Annotated in this window: 13 protein-coding genes; 9 read left to right on the plus strand and 4 right to left on the minus strand. The window is 43.5% G+C overall.

Translation table 11 applies throughout. The features are described from left to right. Positions 1-92: 92 nt before the first annotated feature. The 9 genes from rpoB (at position 93) to F8S12_RS03720 (ending at position 14,829) form a co-directional block, all read left to right on the plus strand. Positions 93-3,392, plus strand: a complete 3,300-nt coding sequence (rpoB, locus tag F8S12_RS03680; protein WP_196514844.1) for a DNA-directed RNA polymerase subunit beta — start codon at positions 93-95, stop codon at positions 3,390-3,392. A 259-nt stretch (positions 3,393-3,651) separates the two neighbouring features. Continuing rightward, positions 3,652-5,529 (plus strand): DNA-directed RNA polymerase subunit gamma, encoded by a 1,878-nt coding sequence (locus F8S12_RS03685; protein ID WP_196514845.1) that lies wholly within the window; start codon positions 3,652-3,654, stop codon positions 5,527-5,529. A 110-nt stretch (positions 5,530-5,639) separates the two neighbouring features. Further along, a complete protein-coding gene (locus F8S12_RS03690) occupies positions 5,640-9,719 on the plus strand; it encodes a DNA-directed RNA polymerase subunit beta'' (protein ID WP_196514846.1) in 4,080 nt (1,359 codons plus the stop codon). A 268-nt stretch (positions 9,720-9,987) separates the two neighbouring features. After that, positions 9,988-10,317, plus strand: coding sequence for a hypothetical protein (locus tag F8S12_RS03695; protein WP_196514847.1), 330 nt, complete (start codon positions 9,988-9,990; stop codon positions 10,315-10,317). A 72-nt stretch (positions 10,318-10,389) separates the two neighbouring features. After that, on the plus strand, positions 10,390-10,938 hold the full coding sequence (locus F8S12_RS03700) for a GIY-YIG nuclease family protein (protein WP_196514848.1): 549 nt from the start codon (positions 10,390-10,392) through the stop codon (positions 10,936-10,938). Positions 10,939-10,986: 48 nt separating this feature from the next. Beyond that, positions 10,987-12,417: a protein kinase domain-containing protein gene (locus F8S12_RS03705; RefSeq protein WP_196514849.1), complete on the plus strand. Its 1,431-nt coding sequence runs from the start codon at positions 10,987-10,989 to the stop codon at positions 12,415-12,417. Positions 12,418-13,058: 641 nt separating this feature from the next. After that, positions 13,059-13,418 carry a Mo-dependent nitrogenase C-terminal domain-containing protein gene (locus F8S12_RS03710; RefSeq protein WP_196514850.1) on the plus strand — a complete coding sequence of 120 codons (360 nt, stop codon included), beginning with the start codon at positions 13,059-13,061 and terminating at the stop codon, positions 13,416-13,418. Between the two features lie 22 nt (positions 13,419-13,440). Further along, positions 13,441-13,713 carry a cupin domain-containing protein gene (locus tag F8S12_RS03715; RefSeq protein WP_196514851.1) on the plus strand — a complete coding sequence of 91 codons (273 nt, stop codon included), beginning with the start codon at positions 13,441-13,443 and terminating at the stop codon, positions 13,711-13,713. Positions 13,714-14,082: 369 nt separating this feature from the next. Next, a complete protein-coding gene (locus F8S12_RS03720) occupies positions 14,083-14,829 on the plus strand; it encodes a creatininase family protein (RefSeq protein WP_196514872.1) in 747 nt (248 codons plus the stop codon). Between the two features lie 200 nt (positions 14,830-15,029). Here F8S12_RS03720 and F8S12_RS03725 read toward each other — a convergent pair whose 3' ends face one another. From F8S12_RS03725 to F8S12_RS03740, 4 genes are all read right to left on the minus strand, one after another. Beyond that, on the minus strand, positions 15,030-15,527 hold the full coding sequence (locus F8S12_RS03725) for a DUF427 domain-containing protein (protein WP_196514874.1): 498 nt from the start codon (positions 15,525-15,527) through the stop codon (positions 15,030-15,032). 130 nt (positions 15,528-15,657) lie between these two features. Beyond that, complete coding sequence (locus F8S12_RS03730) at positions 15,658-17,241, minus strand: HlyD family efflux transporter periplasmic adaptor subunit (protein ID WP_196514852.1); 1,584 nt, start codon at positions 17,239-17,241, stop codon at positions 15,658-15,660. 179 nt (positions 17,242-17,420) lie between these two features. Further along, a complete protein-coding gene (locus F8S12_RS03735; RefSeq protein WP_196514853.1) occupies positions 17,421-20,429 on the minus strand; it encodes a peptidase domain-containing ABC transporter in 3,009 nt (1,002 codons plus the stop codon). A gap of 823 nt (positions 20,430-21,252) precedes the next feature. Further along, complete coding sequence (locus F8S12_RS03740; RefSeq protein ID WP_196514854.1) at positions 21,253-23,982, minus strand: FG-GAP-like repeat-containing protein; 2,730 nt, start codon at positions 23,980-23,982, stop codon at positions 21,253-21,255. Between the last annotated feature and the right edge of the window lie 26 nt (positions 23,983-24,008).

Here is a 24,008-nt window from a genome sequence, read left to right on the forward strand (position 1 = left end):
TTCCCAAACAGCTAAGGACACTGGCTAGCAATGGGAAACGTCAAACAGCAGTGTCCAAGCGAAAATTTAACCAGGTTGACAAAGGTAGAGGCATGACTAAAGAAACATATATGGAACCGGCCTTTCTGTTGCCCGACTTGATTGAAATCCAGAGGTCAAGCTTTCGCTGGTTTTTGGAAGAAGGGTTGATAGAAGAGCTTAACTCCTTTAGTCCTATCACAGATTATACGGGTAAATTAGAACTGCACTTTTTGGGTCATAACTACAAACTCAAGGAGCCAAAGTACAACGTCGAAGAAGCCAAACGCCGGGATAGTACTTATGCCGTCCAAATGTATGTTCCCACACGCCTGATTAATAAAGAAACCGGGGAAATCAAAGAGCAAGAGGTATTTATTGGGGATTTGCCTTTGATGACCGATCGCGGCACGTTTATTATTAACGGAGCCGAGCGGGTAATTGTCAACCAAATAGTGCGGAGTCCCGGAGTCTACTACAAATCAGAAATAGACAAAAACGGGCGGCGCACTTACTCAGCTAGCTTAATTCCCAACCGGGGAGCATGGCTAAAATTTGAAACAGACCGTAACGACTTGGTGTGGGTACGCATCGACAAAACCCGCAAACTATCAGCGCAGGTACTTCTAAAAGCTTTAGGGTTATCAGACAACGAAATATTTGACGCTTTACGCCACCCCGAATATTTCCAAAAAACCATCGAAAAAGAAGGGCAATTCTCTGAAGAAGAAGCCCTGATGGAGTTATATCGCAAACTGCGTCCTGGTGAACCTCCCACAGTCTTAGGCGGACAACAACTCCTAGACTCTCGTTTCTTTGACCCGAAACGTTATGATCTGGGTCGTGTCGGACGCTACAAGCTCAACAAGAAATTGCGCCTTTCTGTCCCCGACACAATGCGCGTGTTGACTGCTGGGGATATCTTGGCAGCCGTGGATTACCTGATCAACCTAGAATATGACATTGGTAATATCGACGACATCGACCACTTAGGGAATCGGCGGGTAAGAAGCGTTGGTGAATTGTTACAAAACCAAGTACGGGTAGGCTTAAACCGTTTAGAGAGAATTATTCGGGAACGGATGACCGTATCTGATGCCGAAGTGCTGACTCCTGCTTCTTTGGTGAACCCTAAACCATTGGTAGCAGCAATTAAAGAATTCTTTGGTTCTAGCCAGTTGAGTCAGTTCATGGATCAAACCAATCCCCTAGCAGAACTGACCCACAAACGCCGCCTGAGTGCCCTTGGCCCTGGTGGTTTAACCCGCGAACGCGCTGGGTTCGCTGTGCGGGATATTCATCCTAGTCACTATGGACGTATTTGCCCCATTGAAACACCAGAAGGCCCCAACGCTGGATTGATTGGCTCCTTAGCAACCCATGCACGGGTGAACCTGTACGGTTTCTTAGAAACGCCATTTAGACCTGTAGAAAATGGGCGAGTTAGGTTTGATTTGCCTCCGGCTTACATGACAGCCGATGAAGAAGACGACCTGCGGGTTGCTCCTGGAGATATTCCTGTAGATGAAACCGGGCACATTATTGGACCCCAAGTGCCAGTGCGCTATCGCCAAGAATTTTCCACCACAACACCGGAGCAAGTAGACTACGTAGCAGTGTCTCCAGTACAAATTGTATCAGTAGCGACCAGCATGATTCCTTTTTTGGAGCATGATGACGCTAACCGAGCGCTGATGGGGTCGAACATGCAACGGCAAGCAGTACCTCTGCTCAAACCAGAACGTCCTCTGGTAGGTACAGGCTTGGAAGCCCAAGGAGCAAGAGACTCTGGGATGGTGATTGTATCGCGGACTGATGGAGATGTTACCTATGTAGATGCCACAGAAATTCGCGTCCGTCCGAAACTGGCAACCCCCGAAGTTAAGTACACCCTTTCCAAATACCAACGCTCAAACCAAGACACCTGTTTGAACCAAAAACCTCTCGTCCGCATTGGTGAGCGTGTTGTTGCTGGTCAGGTGTTGGCTGATGGTTCTTCCACCGAAGGTGGCGAATTGGCGCTAGGACAAAATATTGTAGTTGCTTATATGCCTTGGGAAGGCTACAACTACGAAGACGCAATTTTAATTTCGGAAAGACTGGTGCAGGATGATATCTACACCTCAATTCACATTGAAAAATATGAAATTGAAGCTAGACAGACGAAACTGGGGCCAGAAGAAATCACCAGAGAAATTCCCAACGTTGGGGAAGATGCCTTGCGTCAGTTGGATGAACAGGGAATCATTCGGATTGGGGCGTGGGTAGAAGCTGGAGATATCTTGGTAGGAAAAGTCACACCCAAAGGTGAATCTGACCAACCGCCAGAAGAAAAACTGTTGCGGGCGATTTTCGGTGAAAAAGCGCGGGATGTGCGAGACAATTCCTTGCGAGTACCAAACGGTGAAAAAGGGCGCGTAGTTGACGTGCGCTTGTTTACCCGTGAACAAGGCGATGAACTGCCACCGGGAGCCAATATGGTAGTCCGGGTGTATGTCGCCCAAAAGCGCAAAATCCAAGTTGGTGACAAAATGGCAGGACGCCACGGTAATAAAGGGATTATTTCTCGGATATTGCCAGCAGAAGATATGCCCTATTTACCCGATGGTTCACCAGTGGACATTGTACTTAACCCCTTGGGTGTACCCAGTCGGATGAACGTCGGACAAGTATTTGAGTGCCTCTTGGGTTGGGCTGGTCAAACCTTGGGAGTACGATTTAAGATTACTCCCTTTGACGAAATGTATGGTGAAGAGTCATCCCGCCGAATCGTGCATGGCAAGTTGCAAGAAGCACGCGATGAAACAGGAAAAGACTGGGTATATAACCCAGATAATCCCGGCAAAATCATGGTGTATGACGGTCGTACAGGCGAACCCTTTGACCGAGCAATTACTATCGGTGTGGCTTATATGCTGAAACTGGTGCATTTGGTGGATGATAAGATCCACGCTCGTTCCACAGGTCCTTACTCACTCGTAACTCAGCAACCCTTGGGTGGTAAAGCCCAACAAGGTGGTCAGCGGTTCGGGGAAATGGAAGTGTGGGCATTGGAAGCCTTTGGTGCGGCTTACACCTTACAAGAATTACTCACAGTTAAATCTGATGATATGCAAGGACGAAATGAAGCCCTAAATGCGATCGTTAAAGGTAAAGCAATTCCCCGACCTGGAACACCAGAGTCTTTTAAGGTTCTAATGCGCGAGTTGCAATCATTGGGATTAGACATTGCCGTACACAAGGTAGAAACTCAAGCAGATGGCAGCTCCCTAGATGTGGAAGTCGATTTGATGGCAGACCAATCAGCCCGCCGCACACCTCCTCGACCCACCTACGAATCTCTTTCCCGCGAATCCCTGGAAGAAGACGAATAAGGAGTGCTGAGTGCTGAAAAACCAGTGCATTGGTGAGCCAGCACTGTTGACGAGACAGGTTTCCCGTCGCAGGTAACTGGTCTATGGCTCTGCTGACTTGTTCGCGTTAGCAGAGCCTCTGGCAGAGAAGCAACTGGCGTTGCTGAGGATTAAAAAACTCAGTAATTGGCATTTAGCACTTGGATTTCTCTTAATTCAAACCTTAAAACTCAATATACTCAAAACTCATAATTCATAACTCGGAACTCAGTACTTAAAAATGAGACCTGCCCAAACTAATCAGTTTGACTACGTAAAAATTGGACTGGCTTCCCCTGAACGCATTCGGCAGTGGGGCGAGAGAACATTGCCCAATGGTCAGGTAGTCGGTGAAGTTACCAAGCCAGAGACGATTAATTACCGAACTCTCAAGCCGGAGATGGATGGCTTATTTTGTGAGCGGATCTTTGGTCCCGCGAAAGATTGGGAATGCCATTGTGGCAAGTATAAAAGAGTCCGTCACAGAGGCATTGTCTGTGAGCGCTGTGGGGTAGAAGTCACCGAGTCACGGGTGCGTCGCCACCGGATGGGCTATATTAAACTCGCCGCGCCAGTAGCTCACGTCTGGTATCTCAAAGGCATTCCTAGCTATATTTCCATTCTTTTGGATATGCCTTTGCGGGATGTCGAGCAGATCGTTTATTTCAATTCTTATGTTGTCCTGAGTGCAGGTAATGCCGAAACTTTAACTTACAAACAGCTACTGAGTGAAGACCAGTGGTTGGAAATAGAAGACCAAATTTATAGCGAAGATTCTCAGCTACAGGGCGTAGAGGTAGGTATTGGTGCTGAAGCACTGTTGCGCTTGCTTGCCGATATCAATTTAGAGCAAGAAGCCGAAAGCCTGCGAGAAGAAATTGGCAATGCCAAGGGACAAAAGCGGGCCAAGCTAATTAAGCGACTACGAGTGATTGACAACTTCATCGCTACTGGTTCCAAACCAGAGTGGATGGTAATGGCAGTTATTCCCGTGATTCCCCCCGACTTGCGCCCAATGGTGCAGCTAGATGGCGGACGGTTTGCCACCAGCGATTTGAATGATTTGTATCGGCGGGTAATTAACCGCAATAATCGTTTGGCACGCTTGCAAGAAATTTTGGCACCAGAGATTATTGTGCGGAACGAAAAGCGGATGCTGCAAGAAGCAGTGGATGCTTTGATTGATAATGGTCGGCGGGGACGTACTGTGGTGGGGGCAAATAACCGACCCCTGAAATCTTTGTCCGACATTATTGAGGGTAAGCAAGGACGTTTCCGACAAAACTTGTTAGGTAAACGGGTTGACTACTCTGGACGTTCTGTAATTGTGGTCGGGCCAAAGCTGAAAATTCACCAGTGTGGTTTGCCTAGAGAAATGGCAATTGAGCTATTTCAACCATTTGTGATTAACCGCCTAATTCGTAGCGGTATGGTGAATAATATCAAAGCTGCGAAAAAGCTGATATCACGTAATGACCCCAGTGTGTGGGATGTGTTGGAAGAGGTGATTGAAGGACACCCAGTGATGCTAAATCGGGCACCAACGTTGCACCGCTTGGGTATTCAGTCTTTTGAACCGATTTTAGTAGAAGGTAGAGCAATTCAACTGCATCCTTTGGTGTGTCCAGCGTTTAACGCTGACTTTGACGGCGACCAAATGGCGGTACACGTTCCTCTGTCGTTAGAAAGTCAGGCGGAAGCACGGTTATTGATGTTGGCTTCTAACAATATTTTGTCACCAGCCACAGGGAAACCCATCATCACGCCCAGCCAAGATATGGTGTTGGGGGCGTATTACTTAACAGCAGAAAATCCTGGTGCGACAAAAGGTGCAGGAAAGTACTTTTATTCGCTAGATGACGTAATTATGGCTTTCCAGCAAGACCAAGTTGACTTGCACGCCTATATTTACGTGCGGTTTGACGGTGAAATAGAATCAGACCAGCCGGATACGGAACCTGTGGAAGTGACGGAAAACGACGATGGTAGTCGGACATTACTCTATAAGTTCCGCCGAGTCAGACAAGACGCTAAGGGGAATGTAGTTTCTCAGTATATATACACAACTCCTGGTCGTGTTATTTACAATAACGCCATTCAGGAAGCACTAGCAAGTTAGGGAGTAGGGCATGGCGCATGGGGCATAGCGAATGGGAAAAATTACCAATGCTCAATGCCCAATGCCCAATGCCCAATGCCCAATGCCCAATGACTTAGGACTAATGACTAATGACTAACGAAAAAATGATTTTTCGCAATCGCGTGGTTGACAAAGGTCAACTGAGAAATTTAATTTCTTGGGCTTTTACGAATTTTGGTACGGCGCGAACCGCAGTGATGGCGGACAAACTGAAAGATTTGGGATTTCGCTACGCTACTAAAGCAGGGGTTTCCATCAGTGTAGATGACTTGATGGTGCCACCAACTAAGCGATCGCTCCTAGAAGCAGCCGAAGAAGAAATTCGCGCCACCGAAATCCGTTACCAACGAGGAGAAATCACCGAAGTAGAACGTTTCCAAAAGGTAATTGATACCTGGAACAGTACCAGTGAAGCCCTCAAAGATGAAGTAGTCGTTCACTTCAAGAAGACTAATCCTCTGAACTCCGTATACATGATGGCATTCTCCGGCGCACGGGGGAACATCTCTCAAGTCAGGCAATTGGTGGGGATGCGGGGACTGATGGCAGATCCTCAAGGGGAAATTATCGATTTGCCCATCAAAACCAACTTCCGTGAAGGATTAACTGTAACGGAATACATTATTTCGTCTTACGGTGCCAGAAAAGGATTGGTGGATACTGCTTTGCGGACGGCTGACTCTGGTTATCTTACCCGCCGTTTGGTGGATGTATCCCAGGATGTGATTATTCGGGAATTTGACTGCGGCACCACTAGAGGTCTTGCCGTGCGACCAATGACAGAAGGTGCTAAAACTTTGATTCCTCTAGCAACCCGCTTGATGGGACGGGTAATTGGCGAAGATGTGATGCATCCGGTGACAAAAGAAGTGATTGCACCACGCAATTCCCCAATTTCTGAGGATTTGGCGAAGAAAATTGAAAAATCTGGGGTGGGAGAAGTTGTAGTGCGGAGTCCTCTAACTTGTGAGGCTGCACGTTCTGTCTGTCAACACTGCTACGGCTGGAGTTTAGCCCACGCTAAAATGGTAGACTTGGGCGAAGCTGTGGGGATTATTGCTGCTCAAAGTATCGGCGAACCGGGCACCCAGTTAACCATGCGGACATTTCACACGGGTGGTGTGTTTACTGGGGAAGTGGCGCAACAAGTGCGTTCTAAAATCGATGGAACTGTCAAGCTTCCCCGCAAACTGAAGACCAGAACATATCGGACTCGCCACGGAGAAGATGCCCTGTATGTTGAGGCTAATGGCATCATGCTTTTGGAGCCAACAAAAGTAGGTGATTTTATCCCAGACAACCAAGAGGTTCATCTGACTCAAGGTTCAACATTATATGTATTTGATGGAAATCAGGTAAAACAAGGTCAGTTGTTAGCAGAGGTTGCCCTCGGTGGACGCACAACTCGGACTAATACAGAAAAAGCAGTTAAAGATGTCGCCTCTGACTTAGCGGGGGAAGTGCAATTTGCCGAAGTAGTCCCAGAACAAAAAACCGACCGTCAGGGTAATACCACAATCACAGCTGCACGGGGTGGCTTGATTTGGATTTTATCTGGGGAAGTTTACAACTTACCGCCGGGTGCAGAATTGTTGGTAAAAAATGGTGATGCGATCGCCTCTAATGGAGTTTTAGCAGAAACCAAGTTAGCCAGTTTGCACGGCGGTGTGGTGCGCTTACCAGAAGCTACCCCAGGTAAGAGTACCAGGGAAATTGAGATTATCACTGCTTCTGTGGTCTTAGACCAGGCAACTGTGACAGTCCAAAGTTCCCAAGGACGTAATAACTACTTAGTCTCCACTGGCAACAACCAAGTATTTAACCTCCGGGCTACACCAGGCACAAAAGTGCAAAATGGTCAAGTAGTAGCTGAGTTAATTGATGACCGTTATCGGACAACCACTGGCGGATTCCTGAAATTCGCGGGTGTCGAAGTCCAGAAAAAAGGCAAAGCCAAGCTGGGTTATGAAGTTGTACAGGGCGGTACGCTGTTGTGGATTCCTGAAGAAAGCCACGAAGTTAATAAAGATATCTCCTTGTTGTTGGTAGAAGATGGTCAGTTTGTAGAAGCTGGCACTGAAGTGGTGAAGGATATCTTCTGCCAAAACAGTGGTGTGGTAGAAGTTACCCAGAAAAACGACATCCTGCGGGAAGTTGTGGTTAAGCCAGGGGAACTGCTAATGGTGGACGATCCAGAATCAGTCACCGGGCGAGATAACACCTTCATTCAACCAGGCGAGGAGTTTCAAGGCAGCGTCGCCACGGAATTACGCTATATCCAGTATGTGGAGACACCAGAAGGGCCTGCTCTGTTGAGTCGTCCAGTAGTCGAGTTTGCTGTACCGGATAATCCAGATGTGCCATCAACGACATCGGTAAGTCAACAAACCGGACGATCAATTCAGTTGCGGGCAGTGCAGCGACTGCCTTACAAAGATTCAGAACGCGTCAAGTCAGTTGAAGGTGTAGAACTGCTGCGAACCCAGTTAGTGCTGGAAATTGAGCAAGAAGGAGAACAAGACCACAACGCTTCGCCTTTAGCAGCAGATATTGAATTGGTACAAGATACCGAAGACCCAGAAGTTCAGCGCTTGCAACTGGTGATTTTGGAGTCCTTAGTAATTCGTCGAGACATTACCGCCGATGCCACCCAAGGTAGCACCGAGACGACACTTGAGGTACACGATGGGCTAACCATCGCCCCCGGATCTGTCGTCGCACGTACCCAAATCTTGTGTAAAGAAGGGGGAATAGTCCGGGGCGTCCGAAAAGGAACCGAAAACGTGCGTCGCTGTTTAGTGTTGCGCGACGTTGACAGGCTGATCACCAATACTAGTACTCAGCCCAAGGTAAAAGTGGGTGACTTGCTAGTAGAAGGTACAGAAGTTGCTCCGGGAGTTTTTGCCCCAGAATCAGGGCAAGTAGTGGACGTTAAAAAGTTAGGAGTTAAGAGTGAAGAGTTAGGAGTTAATTCCGAAACTCCTAACTCCTCACTTCAAACTCAGAACTACGTTATTACTACCCGCATCGGTCGCCCCTACCGAGTCAGCCCTGGTGCTGTGTTGCAGATAGAAGATGGCGATTTGGTACAACGGGGTGATAACTTGGTGTTGTTGGTGTTTGAACGCGCCAAAACCGGAGATATTATTCAAGGTTTGCCCCGGATTGAAGAACTGCTTGAAGCTCGTAAACCAAAAGAAGCCTGTATTTTATGTCGGCGGGCTGGTGAAATCAAGGTAGTTTACGCCGATAGTGGTGATGAAGCGATCGCCATCAAGGTCATAGAATCAAATGGCGTAATCACAGATTATCCTCTAGGCCCAGGACAAAATTTGATTGTGCCAGATGGATCGACTGTATTAGCGGGGCAACCGTTGACAGATGGCCCATCTAACCCCCACGAAATTTTGGAAATCTTCTTTAGCCTGGGTTCCGAAGACGGAATCTATGCTTGTGCTAGCATTGCTTTGCAGAAGGTACAGACATTCTTGGTGAATGAAGTGCAAATGGTGTATCAATCTCAGGGGATTGATATTTCTGATAAGCACATTGAAGTAATTGTTCGCCAGATGACCAACAAAGTGCGGATTGATGATGGTGGTGACACTACAATGCTTCCCGGCGAATTGGTGGAACTGCGCCAAGTTGAGCAGGTGAACGAAGCTATGTCAATTACAGGCGGTGCTAGGGCCCAGTATACTCCAGTATTGTTGGGTATCACCAAAGCATCGTTGAACACCGACAGCTTTATTTCCGCCGCATCCTTCCAAGAGACAACACGGGTACTCACCGAAGCCGCTATCGAAGGCAAATCCGACTGGCTGCGCGGATTAAAAGAAAACGTGATTATCGGGCGATTGATTCCGGCTGGTACTGGGTACAATACCTATGATGAACCCGGTGCCATCGAGGACTATGCTACTGAGATTAGCAGTAGTGTCTTGGATGAAGTTGATGACCCGTTGGATATGGTCTTAGATGACCGCACGGCTCGCACCTATAATTTAGATTCTCCTACTCTTGGGGAATCTGGCTTTGGCAGCAGACGTGCAGAAAGGTCAGTTTTAGATGACGATGATGAATTAATTGCCGATGAAGTAGCAGAAGAAGAGGATTTCGAGGAAGAAGAAGACGAAGAAGACGACTTCGACGACGAAATAGAAAGCTAAAATTTCGCGTCTCTATTAAAAGGCAAAAGAAAATCTTCTTTTGCCTTTTTATTTTGCTCTATCTTACAATTCTTAATCATATTAGCTTCCTCCTGTGGCTGACAGAAGTTCCACAATCCAATAGGCTGATCTTAAAGTGGTAATTTTTCACAAGGCTGATCTGCTTAAGAAGGTAGGCTTTGTTAACCAGTGCTTTTGGATCACCAATGTGCAAAATGTTGCCTACCCTCTATCATTATTTAGTTGTTAAAAACTAGCTATACAGAAAATGTCTCTTAAAATCGTCCAGAACTTTGATGGCAGTTTCACTCTCGAACCTGAGCTTCAAGAAACTCTATTCGAGTTATTGACAAGCGTGGCTTTTTTAAATCAAATTTGTCAACAGTTGCGGTGTAAGGAAGTTAAATTTACAGAACTACTTTTCCAGCCAGTTCCTTATAGCTTAACTACCACTAAAGGAATGCCAGTAGAGTTTGAAAAGTATTATAAATCTGATGAATATGTCATCATCAACGTCCCACCAAATTTCATGTTCAGTGCTAAAATTTTTAAACCTAGTCGCCTTTGTGCAATTTACCAAAAATTGAGTAATGAGTAATTTTAAAAATAATTTTTCCCTAATTAGCAATTCTCAATTACGAAGGCAAATAGCAAGTTTTATCTTTGAGCTATGACTCCTGAAACAAATCTTTCTTCTTTAGCAACTCTAGAATACATTCCTTACATTAGCGATCGCGGTCAATTACCTGAAGAATTTCAAGGTAAAATCGGCGTATATGCGATCTTTGACCAAAAAAAAGTGCTGCAATTTGTCGGGTATTCCCGTGATGTTTATCTCAGCCTCAAGCAGCATTTAGTTCGTCAGCCACAGCAATGTTATTGGGTCAAGGTTCAAACTATTGAGCGCCCTAGTCGCACAATTTTAGAAAATATTGAGAATGCTTGGATTGCTGAAAATGGCAGCGTACCCTGGGGAAATGGGGATAACAAAGAAAAATGGACTCATCCCATTGATATCAAAATGGTAATGACACCTGAAGAACAGGCAAATTATCAAAATCCAGCTAATGACGAATTAGCACAAATGAAAATTATTAAAAATGTAGCCCGGAGAGTAGAAGCAGAAATTTCAACACAATTGCTAGAAGTGCGTGGTTTGCAAATGCAAATTCGCTTCAATCCTAAATTGAAAGAAGAAGGTTTACTAGATTTGAAATGAAGGTAGTTATGGGGAAAACTATCTTATGAATATCGCTTGTAATCTCCTATGACAATACAGCTGCTGAACGATCGCTATCAAGTTATCCGTACATTGGGTGCTGGTGGGTTTGGTGAAACCTATGTAGCAGAAGATACCTATATGCCCTCAAAGCGGCGTTGTGTAGTCAAACAGCTAAGACCGATTCACAACAATCCCCAAATTTACCGAATAGTCCAAGAGAGGTTTCAACGGGAAGCAGCTATTTTAGAAGAACTTGGGGGCGCAAATGACCAGATTCCGGCATTGTATGCCTATTTCTCGTCAGGTGGGCAATTTTACTTAGTTCAGGAGTGGATTGAAGGCGATACCCTAACTGGGAAATTCCAGAAGCAGGGAGTATTTAGTGAAAGCGCTATCCAGGAATTATTCATGAATTTACTACCTGTCCTGGATTACGTCCATTCTAAGCATATCGTTCACCGCGATATTAAACCGGATAACATTATTGTGCGCGATCGCGATGGTAAACCGGTGCTGATTGATTTTGGCGCTGTGCGAGAATCAATGGGAACAGTAGTGAATTCTCAAGGCAATCCTACCAGTTCGATTGTGATTGGTACACCTGGTTATATGCCGAGTGAACAAGCCGCAGGTAGACCAGTTTATTCGAGTGATTTATATAGTTTAGGAATGACGGTAATTTATTTGCTGACTGGTAGAGCAGCGCAACAACTAGAAACAGATTCCCAGACGGGTGAAATAGTGTGGCGACAGTATGCCACTCATGTTAGTTCAATCATAGCAGGAGTGATCGATAAAGCGATCGCTTATCATCCGCGCGATCGGTACTCAACAGCCAGAGGAATGCTAGATGCTTTGCAGAGCATAGCAAATCCAATTCCACCAACGCAATCGGTATCTGCACCGCTACCTCAGACAGTGTATGTTAAGCCACAGCCTAACCCTCAAAGTAATAGTCAGAATAATATTCTTATAGGCAGTTTAATCGCAGGTGGGTTAATTGGTGCATCTGTAATTATTGGCCAGGTATTAACAAAATCTTCTCAATCTACAGCAGACAAAACGGTGTTATCTTCCGAAACACCGTCAACTCTCACAAGCCCCGTGATAGAAACTCCCAAATTTATACCAACAAACCCATCTGTTCCTACTCAATCTACACCTACCCCAACTACATCAATACCTACAGTTGTCAACACTTATTTCTGGCTTTCCCAAAGACTTATAACTGATGCAGATTTGGATGGTAAAAACGGTTTTGAATTAGATATTATGCGAAATTCAATTTTTGCCAGTCACGGCCGCCGTTTTGACACTCCTGAATTACAAGATTACTTTAATAACCAACCTTGGTATCGTCCCATATATTCACCAAAGGCATTTTCATCTAAATTGCTGTCAAAATTAGAGCAACAGAATGTGGAGTATATCAGCAAATATCAAGACCGTTACGACTTGAGACATTTTAAGAAATAAGCTTTTAGCGATGATACCATTTCACAAAATATCTAATATTTATTGACAAGGGCGTACAGAGGTACGCCCTTACATTTGATATACGTGTTGCAAAGATTTTTATAAATACTATACTTTCTAAGTATATTAGCTGGGAATTATCAAAGGATTTCTTGCTACTTATTAGATAATGTCTAAGTTAGCTAGTGTAACATATTGGACAGATTACTAAATATTTAATAGCCTAAAATCGCTAGATAGTTAGAGGCTAATCCTAGTAAAGTCTATATGGAGTAAGATCAAAACTGTATTTTTCTTTCCTAAAGTACATCTTCAGATACTAGGCATTTTCAGAACCAGGCATTTATATTTAAGATATAAAATTGCTATATCCAAGATCACAAATCCATAAGTTAAGGAAATGCCATTTTTATATTTTCTTTGTTATTTTGTATTTAACGGGACAGTTCTTCTTGATTTGGTAGGGTTAAATAACAATTAGTTCAACTATTTCCTCCCAGAGATGTATGTAAATTGTTTGCATTGTGCTTATTTTTCTTCATAATTTACTAAGCCTAATGCAAATTTACCAGACAAATTACATGGTAATATTCCCAGTCGGCAAATAGTTCATCTACACAAGGAAAACCTTGCTCACAACTATGCTAAAAACCAACAACCGACGTATTTTTCTACCTGCTTTTATTAGCCCTTTAGAAGAAAATAATCAAGCAGGTAGTAAAAAAAAATTTGCTCAAACTAGATTAGATTTACTACAACCATTACGTCAATGGCTTGACAAAATCGAGATTCCGAATCGGGAATTAGCCCAATTTATTGCTAAGTTGATTCCTGCCCAGTGTCCATTTGAGCGTGATATCATGCTTTTTGGTCGCAAAGTAGGACACATTCCCCCACTGTGCAAGCTCAATCCGCTTTATGACGAACTTGTGTACTTGCGTTTTCGCGCTTTATGCTATCTAGTAGATCAGTGTGGAGAGGATATCCAATCCTACTGCTGAACACAACTAGAGAAAGCACAGTATGGAAATTAAAATTGAGCATCAACCCAGTCAACAACATCTTAATCAATTAGGTGTGTCCAAATGGGACATTTGGCAAAAAGAAATCTCAAAATTCCCTTGGACTTATGATTCTCAAGAAACCTGCTACCTTTTAGAAGGTGATGTAGTTGTTACTCCTGATGGTGGACAGCCAGTGCAAATGGGTAAAGGCGATTTGGTGATTTTTCCTGCTGGTATGTCCTGCACATGGGAGATTACAAGTAACGTCAAAAAACATTATTACTTTGAATAGTCTACAGCGAAGATTGATCCCCTTTGTTTTGTTGATGATCCCAAAAACTTACATCTCATAACTCAATTTTGATTTCTATTATAAGGAGGTTCGCAGCGAGTGTTGTAGGATAAAGTAGCAGAATCGGTAAATTGCTTATATCCATATCTGTCGAAACTCGTTGCGACTCCATCACCTAAACAATATTCATAGAAATAAATAGTCTCATTTCCTCCAAATTTGGCAGAAATGATGGGATTTCATAGTGATTCCCGCCGATGGAAACAAAGAAAGTTCATAATCGTGTTAGTGGGAGTTTAATTACAAAAGATGCTGTTTAGCAGAAAAGGTTTCGTCCCACTGGAATTTTATCGAGAAAAATCATCAAAAATGTTACTACATTTAAGTACTTGGCAAGAAGTCGAAACTTATTTACAGCAGTCAAAGGGAATTATTTTTCCTATTGGTTCCACAGAGCAACATGGGCCAACGGGGTTAATTGGCACTGATGCCATTTGTGCAGAAGCGATCGCTCGTGGGGTAGGTGAATCAACTCAAGCGATCGTTGGCCCTACAATCAATGTGGGGATGGCACTGCATCATACTGCATTTCCCGGTACAATCAGTCTGCGTCCTAGCACTTTAATTCAAGTAGTGCGAGACTATGTAACTTGTTTAGCCAAAGCTGGTTTTACCAAGTTCTACTTTATCAACGGACACGGCGGTAATATCGCCACCCTCAAAGCTGCTTTCTCAGAAACTTACGCTCACTTAGAAGATTTGCAGATTGCCAATGCCCAACAGGTACAATGTCAAGTAGCAAACTGGTTTATGTGCAGTTCTGTATATAAGCTAGCTAAAGAATTATATGGCGATCAAGAAGGTTCTCATGCAACCCCAAGTGAAGTAGCCCTCACCCAGTACGTTTATCCAGAGGCGATTAAGCAAGCACCCCTCTCACCAGAAGTTGCAAGTGGACACAGAATTTATAGTGCAACTGACTTTCGAGTGCATTATCCAGATGGACGCATGGGTTCAAATCCAGCTTTAGCAACGCCAGAACACGGTAAGCAATTTTATGATTTAGCGGTGAAAGAACTTAGCAATGGGTACTTGGAATTTGTGAACGCAGAATAAAACTCATCTAAACACATTGTAGAGATGCGAGGAAAATTGCGTCTCTATAAAACATCGTTTAAATAACTTTTGGGCGTTGCTGAATCAAGGAATAAAATTTTACATATTAAAATCTAAACTCCTTATTCTCTCTGCGTCTCTGCGCCTCTGCGTGAGACATTTATCCCGTAACTATACAACGCCGAATTTTAAATTACTCCTCACCATCCCCAAGTACCGGGAGCGCCTTTGAATGGCCCAACGATATCATTAGTAACCCAACCGCCATAGAAATTACCTGGTTGTGGTTGTGCCTTTTCGTCATTCACGTAGCAGCTATCCATGACATGAGCGTAAAAAGCTATATAATCTTTCATGGATTCAAAGGCTGGTGTAGGGTCGGGGTAGAACCAACCAGCATTCTGAACTTCTTTTTCACCAACGGCGATTGTATAATAACCAGCGCGTCCCTTCCACTCGCAAAAGCTAGATTGCGGTGTCAGGTGCAGATATTCCATTTTGATATCCGCAGGAGGGATGTAGTAAACGGGTGGATGACTAGTTTCTAAAACGCGCTTGGCGCTGTGAGTATCCGCAATTGTTACCCCATTAAAAATAATTTGGATATGTTTGTTTGTGTCCTCCAGACGAGGAGGACGGGGGTAATCCCAAACTGATTCTTGTCCGGGAGCAGGTTCGATGCGTTGAGAATAAATCATCATGAAGAGTGCTGAGTGCTAAGTTATGAGTGCTGAGTTCCGAGTGCTGAGTTATGAGTGCTGAGGTTTTTTAACTCAGCACGGGCTAAACCTTAGCTATCCGCTAACAGCACTTTTAACTCAGCACTCTTCATCGTACCTCTTTAAGAGTATCAACTTGGTTGGTAAACAATTCAGTGAATAGACTAAGCACAGTCCGTTCTTCGCGTACCTTTATATTGGCACTTATCGACATACCAGACTGCAAAAAGACGCTTTTACCATTAATTACTAAAGATTGTTTATCCAATGAGACTTTTGCCGGAAATCTATAAAACTGATGTGTTTGGTCTGGCGGTAATGCGTCTGACCCTATTCCAGTTACTTCTCCTTTGATATCGCCAAACTCACTGTAAGGAAAGGAGTCAATTCTGACATCTGCCTTCATGCCTTTTCGGACAAAACCAATATCTTTGTTAGTGATGAAAACTTCAGCTATATAGTTTTCATTTGGGACAATTTGCAGCAGTTTTGTAGTTGGAGTCGCTACAAATCCAGGGTTTTTTGCTTGCAAATCAAAAACTGTTCCGGCTACAGGTGCGCGGAGTTCTTGATATCTAACGTTTAACTGTGTTTGAGAGATTTTACTATTGACATCTGCTAAACGCTGCTCATTATCCAGCACAACTCTCATGAATTGGCTATCGATGTCGGCAATACGCTGTTTGTTATCAGCTATCTTATCCAAAATGTTTTTATCAGAAACAGCGACTGTATTGCTTAAGTCTTCCTGGCCTTTTTCTATATCAAATTCTAGGCGTTTCAGTTCCTCACCTAGTTGTGCTACTTCCGCCGTGCGGTTTTGTACTTCTTGTTGCTGGTTGAGATACTGAAGCTGAGAAATGCCACCTTCTTCTGCTAATATCTTCAGTTTATCTAAAATCCCTTGTTGAATAGCTAAACTTGCTTTACTATCTTCCAGCTTAATTTGATTTTGAGTAAGTTGTTTTTTGGTTTTTTCTACTTCCAATCGTCCCGATGAAGAGCGAGAATCTAATTCTTTTTTGGCAACTTGTAGACGTCGTTGCTCATCAATTCCTAGCGCGAAATCTTGACCGGAATTTTTTAATTGAGTCCGCAAGAATTCATTTTCTCCTACGAGTGCTGCCCGACTTTTCAGCAGAAAAGCAGTTTCTGGTGGCAAATTACCGCGCAAATATAACAGTTCCGATCCTGTGGCGGTACTTGCACTCATCAATCGGCGGTAAATCTGGTTTTCTTTAATTAATGCAATGCGAATCTGGTTCAAAGAATTTAACTCAGCCACAGGAGCTATGGAATCAAAAGTCAGTAGCAAGTCTCCTGGCTTTACTGCTTGTCCATCTTTAACATAAACTTTTTTTACCACTCCACTAACAGGAGCCTGAACTTCTTTGATTGTTCCTTGCGGCTTTAATTGTCCTGTTGCTGGCACTACTTGCTCAATTTTCGCAAAATAAGCCCAAGTAATTCCAAAACAAGCTAACCCCATTAGTGTAACCATGATTGCCCGCGACCAAATTGGAGATTGGCGCAAAATAACGGCTTGCTCAAAGTCTTGAGTATTTGAGTCAGTTAAAGGCTCTGGAGCCGCTTTCTGTTGTTTTGTAATTACCCGTGAATCTTGCTTTACTTTGTTTTTATGATTGCCGTTTTTATGATTGCCGTTGAGGTGATTTCCATTAAGTTGAGTCATAACGATTTTAGATTTTGGATTTTAGACTTGGGGTTTTTTGTAGGGTAGGCACTATTTACCGATGCCGAAAACCTGGATTTTGATATTTGTGATAGTGCCTACTATCTGGTGATTGCTGTATCTATGGAATGTTGGTCAAATAGAGAATCTTCTGATGCCATGCCCCTAGCAATGACTTATTACAAGCTCACATCTTGTTGCTGATACAGGTAATAATAATGACCTTTAGTAGCCATTAATTCTTGATGGCTACCTTGTTCTATAACCCTGCTATTATCCATGACAACAATCATGTCTGCATTACTCACAGTGTTCAGTCGGTGGGTAATAAAAAATACTGTATCACCCTTGAATGCTTTGGCTAAGTTGAGACATATTTGCCGTTCTGTGGGATAATCTAATGCGCTCGTTGCTTCATCTAAAACTAATAATTTTGGTCGTTGTAAAACTGAACGGGCGATCGCAATTCTTTGTCGTTGTCCACCCGAAAGTGCGGAACCTCGTTCTCCCACCCGCGTATTATAACCGTTGGGCAAGCTCATTACAAACTCGTGGGCGCACGCAACCTGAGCCGCTTCGATAATTTCTTCGGTTGTCGCATCGGGATTTGTTAGGGCAATATTTTCTTGAACGCTGCCGTCAAACAATAATGTCTCTTGAGGAACTACACCAATTTGTCGTCGTAGTGAATAAAGTTCCACTTTGGCAATATCATAACCATCAATCAAAATTCTGCCGGACTCAGTTTCGTAAAGTCTAAGCAGTAACTTCATCATCGTACTTTTACCAGAACCACTTTGGCCAACAATACCGATAAATTTACCTGGAGCAAATTCGAGGTTGACATTGGAAAGTTGCAGAGGGCCACTCGTGCCAAAGCGGAAGGAAACATTTTCGTATTTTACTGCTCCGGTGATCGTAGGTAGCGGTATATTGTAACGGTCTGTTTCTCCTTCTTGTGGTGTATCGACAATATCGCTTAAACGTTCTAGAGACAACGCCGTTTCTTGGAAGCTTTGCCAGAGTTGAGCCAAACGCAATATTGGGCTGGTGACGTAACCCGATATGATTCTAAAGGCAATTAATTCGCCTAAAGTTAATTCTCCTTCGAGTACGAGATAAGCTCCTACCCACAAAACCAGTAAGCTGCTGAGTTTGTTGAGAAAGTTGCTGGTAGAGTTAGCGAGGGTGGAAGTCACAACTGTTTTAAAACCAGCAGCGACAAACCGAGCGTAACGTTCTTGCCAAGAAAAGCGCGATCGCAATTCGATATTTTGCGCTTTTACTGTTTGAATTCCTGACATCACTTCCACTAAATAAGATTGAGTTTCGGCGTTGCGTTCGGCTTTGGCACGTAACTGTCTGCTAATGGTGGGAGAAGCGATTAAAGTAATAATGATAAACACGGGAATCGTGCTTAAACCTACTAAGGTGAGTTGCCAACTATAAATCAGCATCACACCGATATAAACCACCGAGAAGAGAGCATCTAACCCCACCGTTAAGGCAGTGCCGGTGAGAAATTGGCGGATATTTTCTAATTCGTTGATCCGTGTGGAAAGTTCACCCACCGGTCGGCGTTCAAAGTAGCGCAACGGTAGACGTAGTAAGTGATCGATAATTTGCGACCCTAAACCCATATCGATCCGATTAGTGGTATCGACAAATAGGTAGGTTCGTAAGGTAGTCAACACTGCTTCAAATAGCCCGACGACTAATAGCAAAACCCCCAAAATATGTAGGGTGCCAATACTATTTTGAGTGATAACCTTGTCGATAATTAACTGGACGACTAGCGGGTTTGCCAACGCTGCCAACTGGACGAAAAAGGAAGCGACAAAGACCTCTATAAGGACTCGCTTGTGGCGTGCCAAATAAGGTATAAACCAGCGTAAACTAAAGCGCTCTTGGGGTGTTTCGTTGGTAGCACTGAGCAGCAATACCCTAACTTGGGGCGGAAAGTTGGTTGGATCAACATCTAATTGTTCAACCAATTGAGCGGGTTTGCAGCGCACAATTCCTTTGGATGGTACACCCACAACCATAGTATTTGCATCTGCTGCATATAAAACGGCAAAACTATCACCATAGCGAATCAATGCTGGTGTAGGAATGCGCGGCAGCGAAGCAATTGGTAGCTCTACCAACTGCGCTTTGAGTCCGATTAACTCTGCCAGGTAAGCAGTAACTTGAAACGATATACTACCCTGACGTTTGACTTGCTCAGTTAAGATCCGGCGAACCACCTCTCGACGAAACGGTATTCCTAAGTGTTTCGTGAGCATTTGGAAGCAGGCAAAGGCTGTATTTAGTTCTCCCTTACCGCTAAAAAATGGGTATTTGCCTTTTGACGAAATCTTTGAGGTTTGGGGGGCTGTCTGTGGAACTACTTCGTCTGATGCGTAGGGGATATCTAGTTCCTCTTCCTCTGCGCTATCTGATTTGGTGTCCCTTACCACAAGTTCTATCTGATGACTATCTTTTAAGATCAAATCTAACGGATGTATACCAAGCAACCGTGCGGGGTTTTGACCTATGACTTGAATTTTGTCTCTGTCATCGTCCGATTCTAGGCGATCGCCAGGTGATAAATTCGTTACTGTACCACCGCCACTTACAAACCAGATTCTTTCGCTATCCAGTTGGTTGAATGAAGTTTTTCCTGGAGGAAGATAATGTACTCTCGCCTGTGGTAAGGCGTTTTCTGCCAGTTCTTTGAGATTTAAAGTTGCGATCGCTTGCTTTTGCCAATGGAAACCGAGAATCTCAAAAACTTCCATCAAATAACTGCGGTTCTTACGAGCTTCGGCAAATGCTGGGTATGAAGACAGAAAATTCAAATACGCAGATGCAGTTAAGGTTAAACATACTACTTCGGTGGAGGCGATCGCTGTCTCGCAGGCAACATCGCGCAACAAACCAATTTCGCCGATAATTTCCCCTGGTTGCAGTAATTTTAAGGTGATTGGCATTTGCGTCTGGGGTTCGTATCCCAACAAACGCACTTGTCCCTCATAAATTATGGTGATCCGGTCGGGGAGACTTTCTTTACCGATGATTTTCTGACCGATGCGATAGCGCCAGGCTTGGAGTTGTTGTGATAAATTAGCGATCGCTTCATCTGGTAACTGCTCAAACCCTTCTAGGGTGGTGAGAAATTCGGGAAAAGTGTTCTTAATATAAGTCATATAAAACAAGTCAAAGGTAAAAGTGAGGAATAAAGTCGAGAATATTAGAGAGTATCTCTTTTGCTAACAGTACCAATGTTTGGTTTTATGCCAATAGGGGCAAAACTTCTGTGGCATTAAGTTTGCCTAAATATGTAAAAACACAGAGGGTAGCTTCGTCTAATTGTATACCTGCATTCATATCACAGGGTTCCTACTGTTATGCATTGTTCAAAACCAAAGATAGTGTAAATAGATCGAGGAAAGGTTATCACTTGGTTAACACTACATAATTTATACAGCTTTAAATCAATATTTAGCGTTGCAAGTATCCAATATGGATATTCATCATCAAACCAAGACACAGAAGCGCAGTTGTCAAACTTAGCGTTGCGTATTTTAATTTTATGATAATCAACATGAAAATATCACAGATGCTTTCCTAAGTAAATACCCTAATTAAGAATTATGTAATAAAAAAATTTTAAATTTCAGAATGATTTTTTACAAATTCTTGAATATGGGTATTAAGTAGGATCATTGATGAGGAAACTTAGTGAGCTTTCCTCATTAAACAGCACCAATGACCGATTATGAAATAATTCTTCATCACTTTTTTGCTAGCTTAATTTAATAAAAATTAACTGGAAAAGTAAAGGCGAAGATTTTTGTCACCATAGAGGAATCAACTACTAAATTTATGAAGGAAAGACAATAACTGCCTTCAGTAAATTTACCAGTTTAATTAATATCAAGTCAATTTAATCGATATACATAGAATAACCCCACCCCGCAACTGGGATGAGGTTGTTCGATTTTACTAAGTAATTACTTAGGTTTGATATTACGCAGCCTTGACACTTAAATTTAGCTGCACAATGACATCGTTGTAATCTTTATCACCACCATTTAGGAAATCCTCAAAACCAAAGGTGTTATTCCCTAATAACCGAACGTGATCTGCCTTATCTGAGTTAGCACCTAAGAATGCAAAGTACACCTTATTATTGTTACTGCTATTGAGAATGGCATCGGGTTTACCATCGACAATAATAAATGGCGCAAACAGAGAATTAGGCCCGAAACTGCCAGTGTATTTTGCAGAACCTTGGTTGTCTACTGTCAAGTCAATGCCTGTAACACGCCCACGCACAGCAGCTTGGGCATAACCAGCCTGTCCAACGAGAATATCTGCTGTGCCATCACCGTTGGTGTCAATACCACCATTCTCATCAGCTATCTGATAGAAACCGACAAAGTTGTTGTAAGATGCTTCTCTGTTGACTACACACTCGGCTGTTACTGATTGTGTCATACTCCGTAAATCAATCAGTTCGCCTTGATATTTGCCTTGCAGACTAGTACCTAAAGATACCTCTTGCTCTGTTGTCTGAACATTCACAACCAAATTTTGGAAGTTCAGAGAAAACCCTTCCTCTTCTGTGCTGCTATTTGTAGCTGAGGAAAAAAGGACATTGGAGAAAGATGTTTTTCCAGAAAGTACAGCCTGAGTAGTACTGTTAGATACCATATAGAATCTCACTTTGGTATCAGAGTCAAATTCTACAATATTTTTCAGGTCGGCGTGCTTAAAACCCTTGGGTAGATTGGCAATGGAGGAGAAAATCACTTTTGAGCGCTCTAGAGCTACTCGTGTATAACTCTCTGCACCGGGGGCTATACCGTTAATCGTACCTTGTTCATCGTCAACGAAAAATACACCCAGTTCATTCACCTCTTTAGAAGTGCTGGTTTTAATCTTAATGGAGAGTTTTCCTTTACCACCCTTAATTTTACTTTTGACGGTAAATATATTTTGAGTAACATTAACCATCTGGAAAGTTGTTGTCACCTGGGTATTTGTAGTAGACCCAAAACCCTCAATATTAACAGCCAAATCTTTATCAAAAGAAAGTCCACCAATATCAGTAGTGCGGACGCGAATCTTGTAACTAGATTTAGTCACGTCAGATTTAATTTTTAAGCTATCTCCTTCAATGATGAATGCGCCATTATCATTATCGGTAGTACCCGCCACTAAACTATAAGTGTGCTGGTCATTGTTGTCTGGGTCAATGGTGCTGAAGATACCAATGATTTTTTTATCATCATTATCGTCGTCATCATCATCTCCATCACCACTACTATTATTATCATCATCGTCATCATCGTCATCGTCATCGTCATCATCATCATCGCTGCTAATAGCGCCACTAAATATCAAGTCTGTAGGCTTTTCGTTGAGGTCGTTGACATTGATAACTAGCTGCTTCTCAAAGATGAATCCACCGAGGTCTGTGCTAACTACCCGGATGTTGTAAGTTGATTTGCTTTCAAAATTGGGGGAATTCTTTATTTGTAGGCTACTGCCGACAATGGTAAATAGAGCGTTATCAGTATCGCCAATACCCGCTATTAAACCATAAGTGTACTGGTCGTTGATGTCTAGGTCAGCGGTGGTTAAAATGCCAATTTCACTTACCGCAGCTACATTCTCATCTACAGCAATAACACTCAAGATCAAGTCTGTAGGGTCAGAATTGAAAGTATTTAGCAGCACTGAAACATTGCCAGAACCGGAGTTAGCTACTGCCAAGTCCAGTTTACCATCACCGTCAAAGTCTTGCACAACAACGGATTTGGGACTTGAACCGACTGTGAGATTAGTGGCAGCATCAAAGCCGCCATTGCCATCGTTCACTAGCACTGAAACATTGCTAGAACCCGAGTTAGCTACAATTAAGTCCAGTTTGGTGTCACCGTCAATGTCCGCCACCGCAACGGAACGAGGATTTGTCCCGACTACGAAGTTGGTGGCAACATCAAAGCCGCCACTGCCATTGTTCAGCAGCACAGAGACATTGTTGGAATCATAGTTCGCGGCTACAATGTCCAGCTTGCCGTCACCATCAATGTCTGCCACCGCAACGGCTGCGGGACTTGTCCCAGCAGTGAAGTTAGTAGCAGTATTAAAGTTGCCACTGCCATTATTTAGCAACACAGAGACATTAGCAGAATCATAGTTTGCGGTGACAATATCCAGCTTGCCGTCATTATTGAAGTCTCCCACAGCAACGGAATGGGGACTTGTCCCAGTTGTGAAGCTGGTGGCAGCGTTAAAGCTACCACTGCCATTGTTCAGTAGTAGCGAGACATCGGTGGCACCATAGTTAGCTACCACCAAGTCTAGTTTGCTGTCACTATTAAAGTCTCCTACAGCAACGGAATTGGGTTCTGCCCCAACTGAAAAGCTGGTGGGAGTGCCAAAGCCGCCAGTGCCATTGTTTAGTAATAGCGAGACAGTGCTAGAAGTATAGTTTGTGACTACAAAATCTAGTTTGCTATCACCGTTGAAGTCTGCTACAGCAACAAAATTGCTAGATGTCCCAGCTGGGTAGTTGGTGGCAGTGCCAAAGCTGCCATTACCATCGTTCAGCAGCACCGAGACATTGTTGGAACCTAAGTTAGCTACCACCAAGTCTTTTTTACCATCACCGTTAATATCTGCTGTAGTAACGGAATTGGGATTTGTCCCAGTTAGGAAGTTAGTGGCATTTGTAAATGATACAGTCATGATTGCTTTTATTAATAGTGTCTTAG

The sequence above is a fragment of the Nostoc sp. WHI genome, assembly GCF_015714725.1.
In the GTDB taxonomy this organism is placed as follows: Bacteria; Cyanobacteriota; Cyanobacteriia; order Cyanobacteriales; family Nostocaceae; genus Nostoc.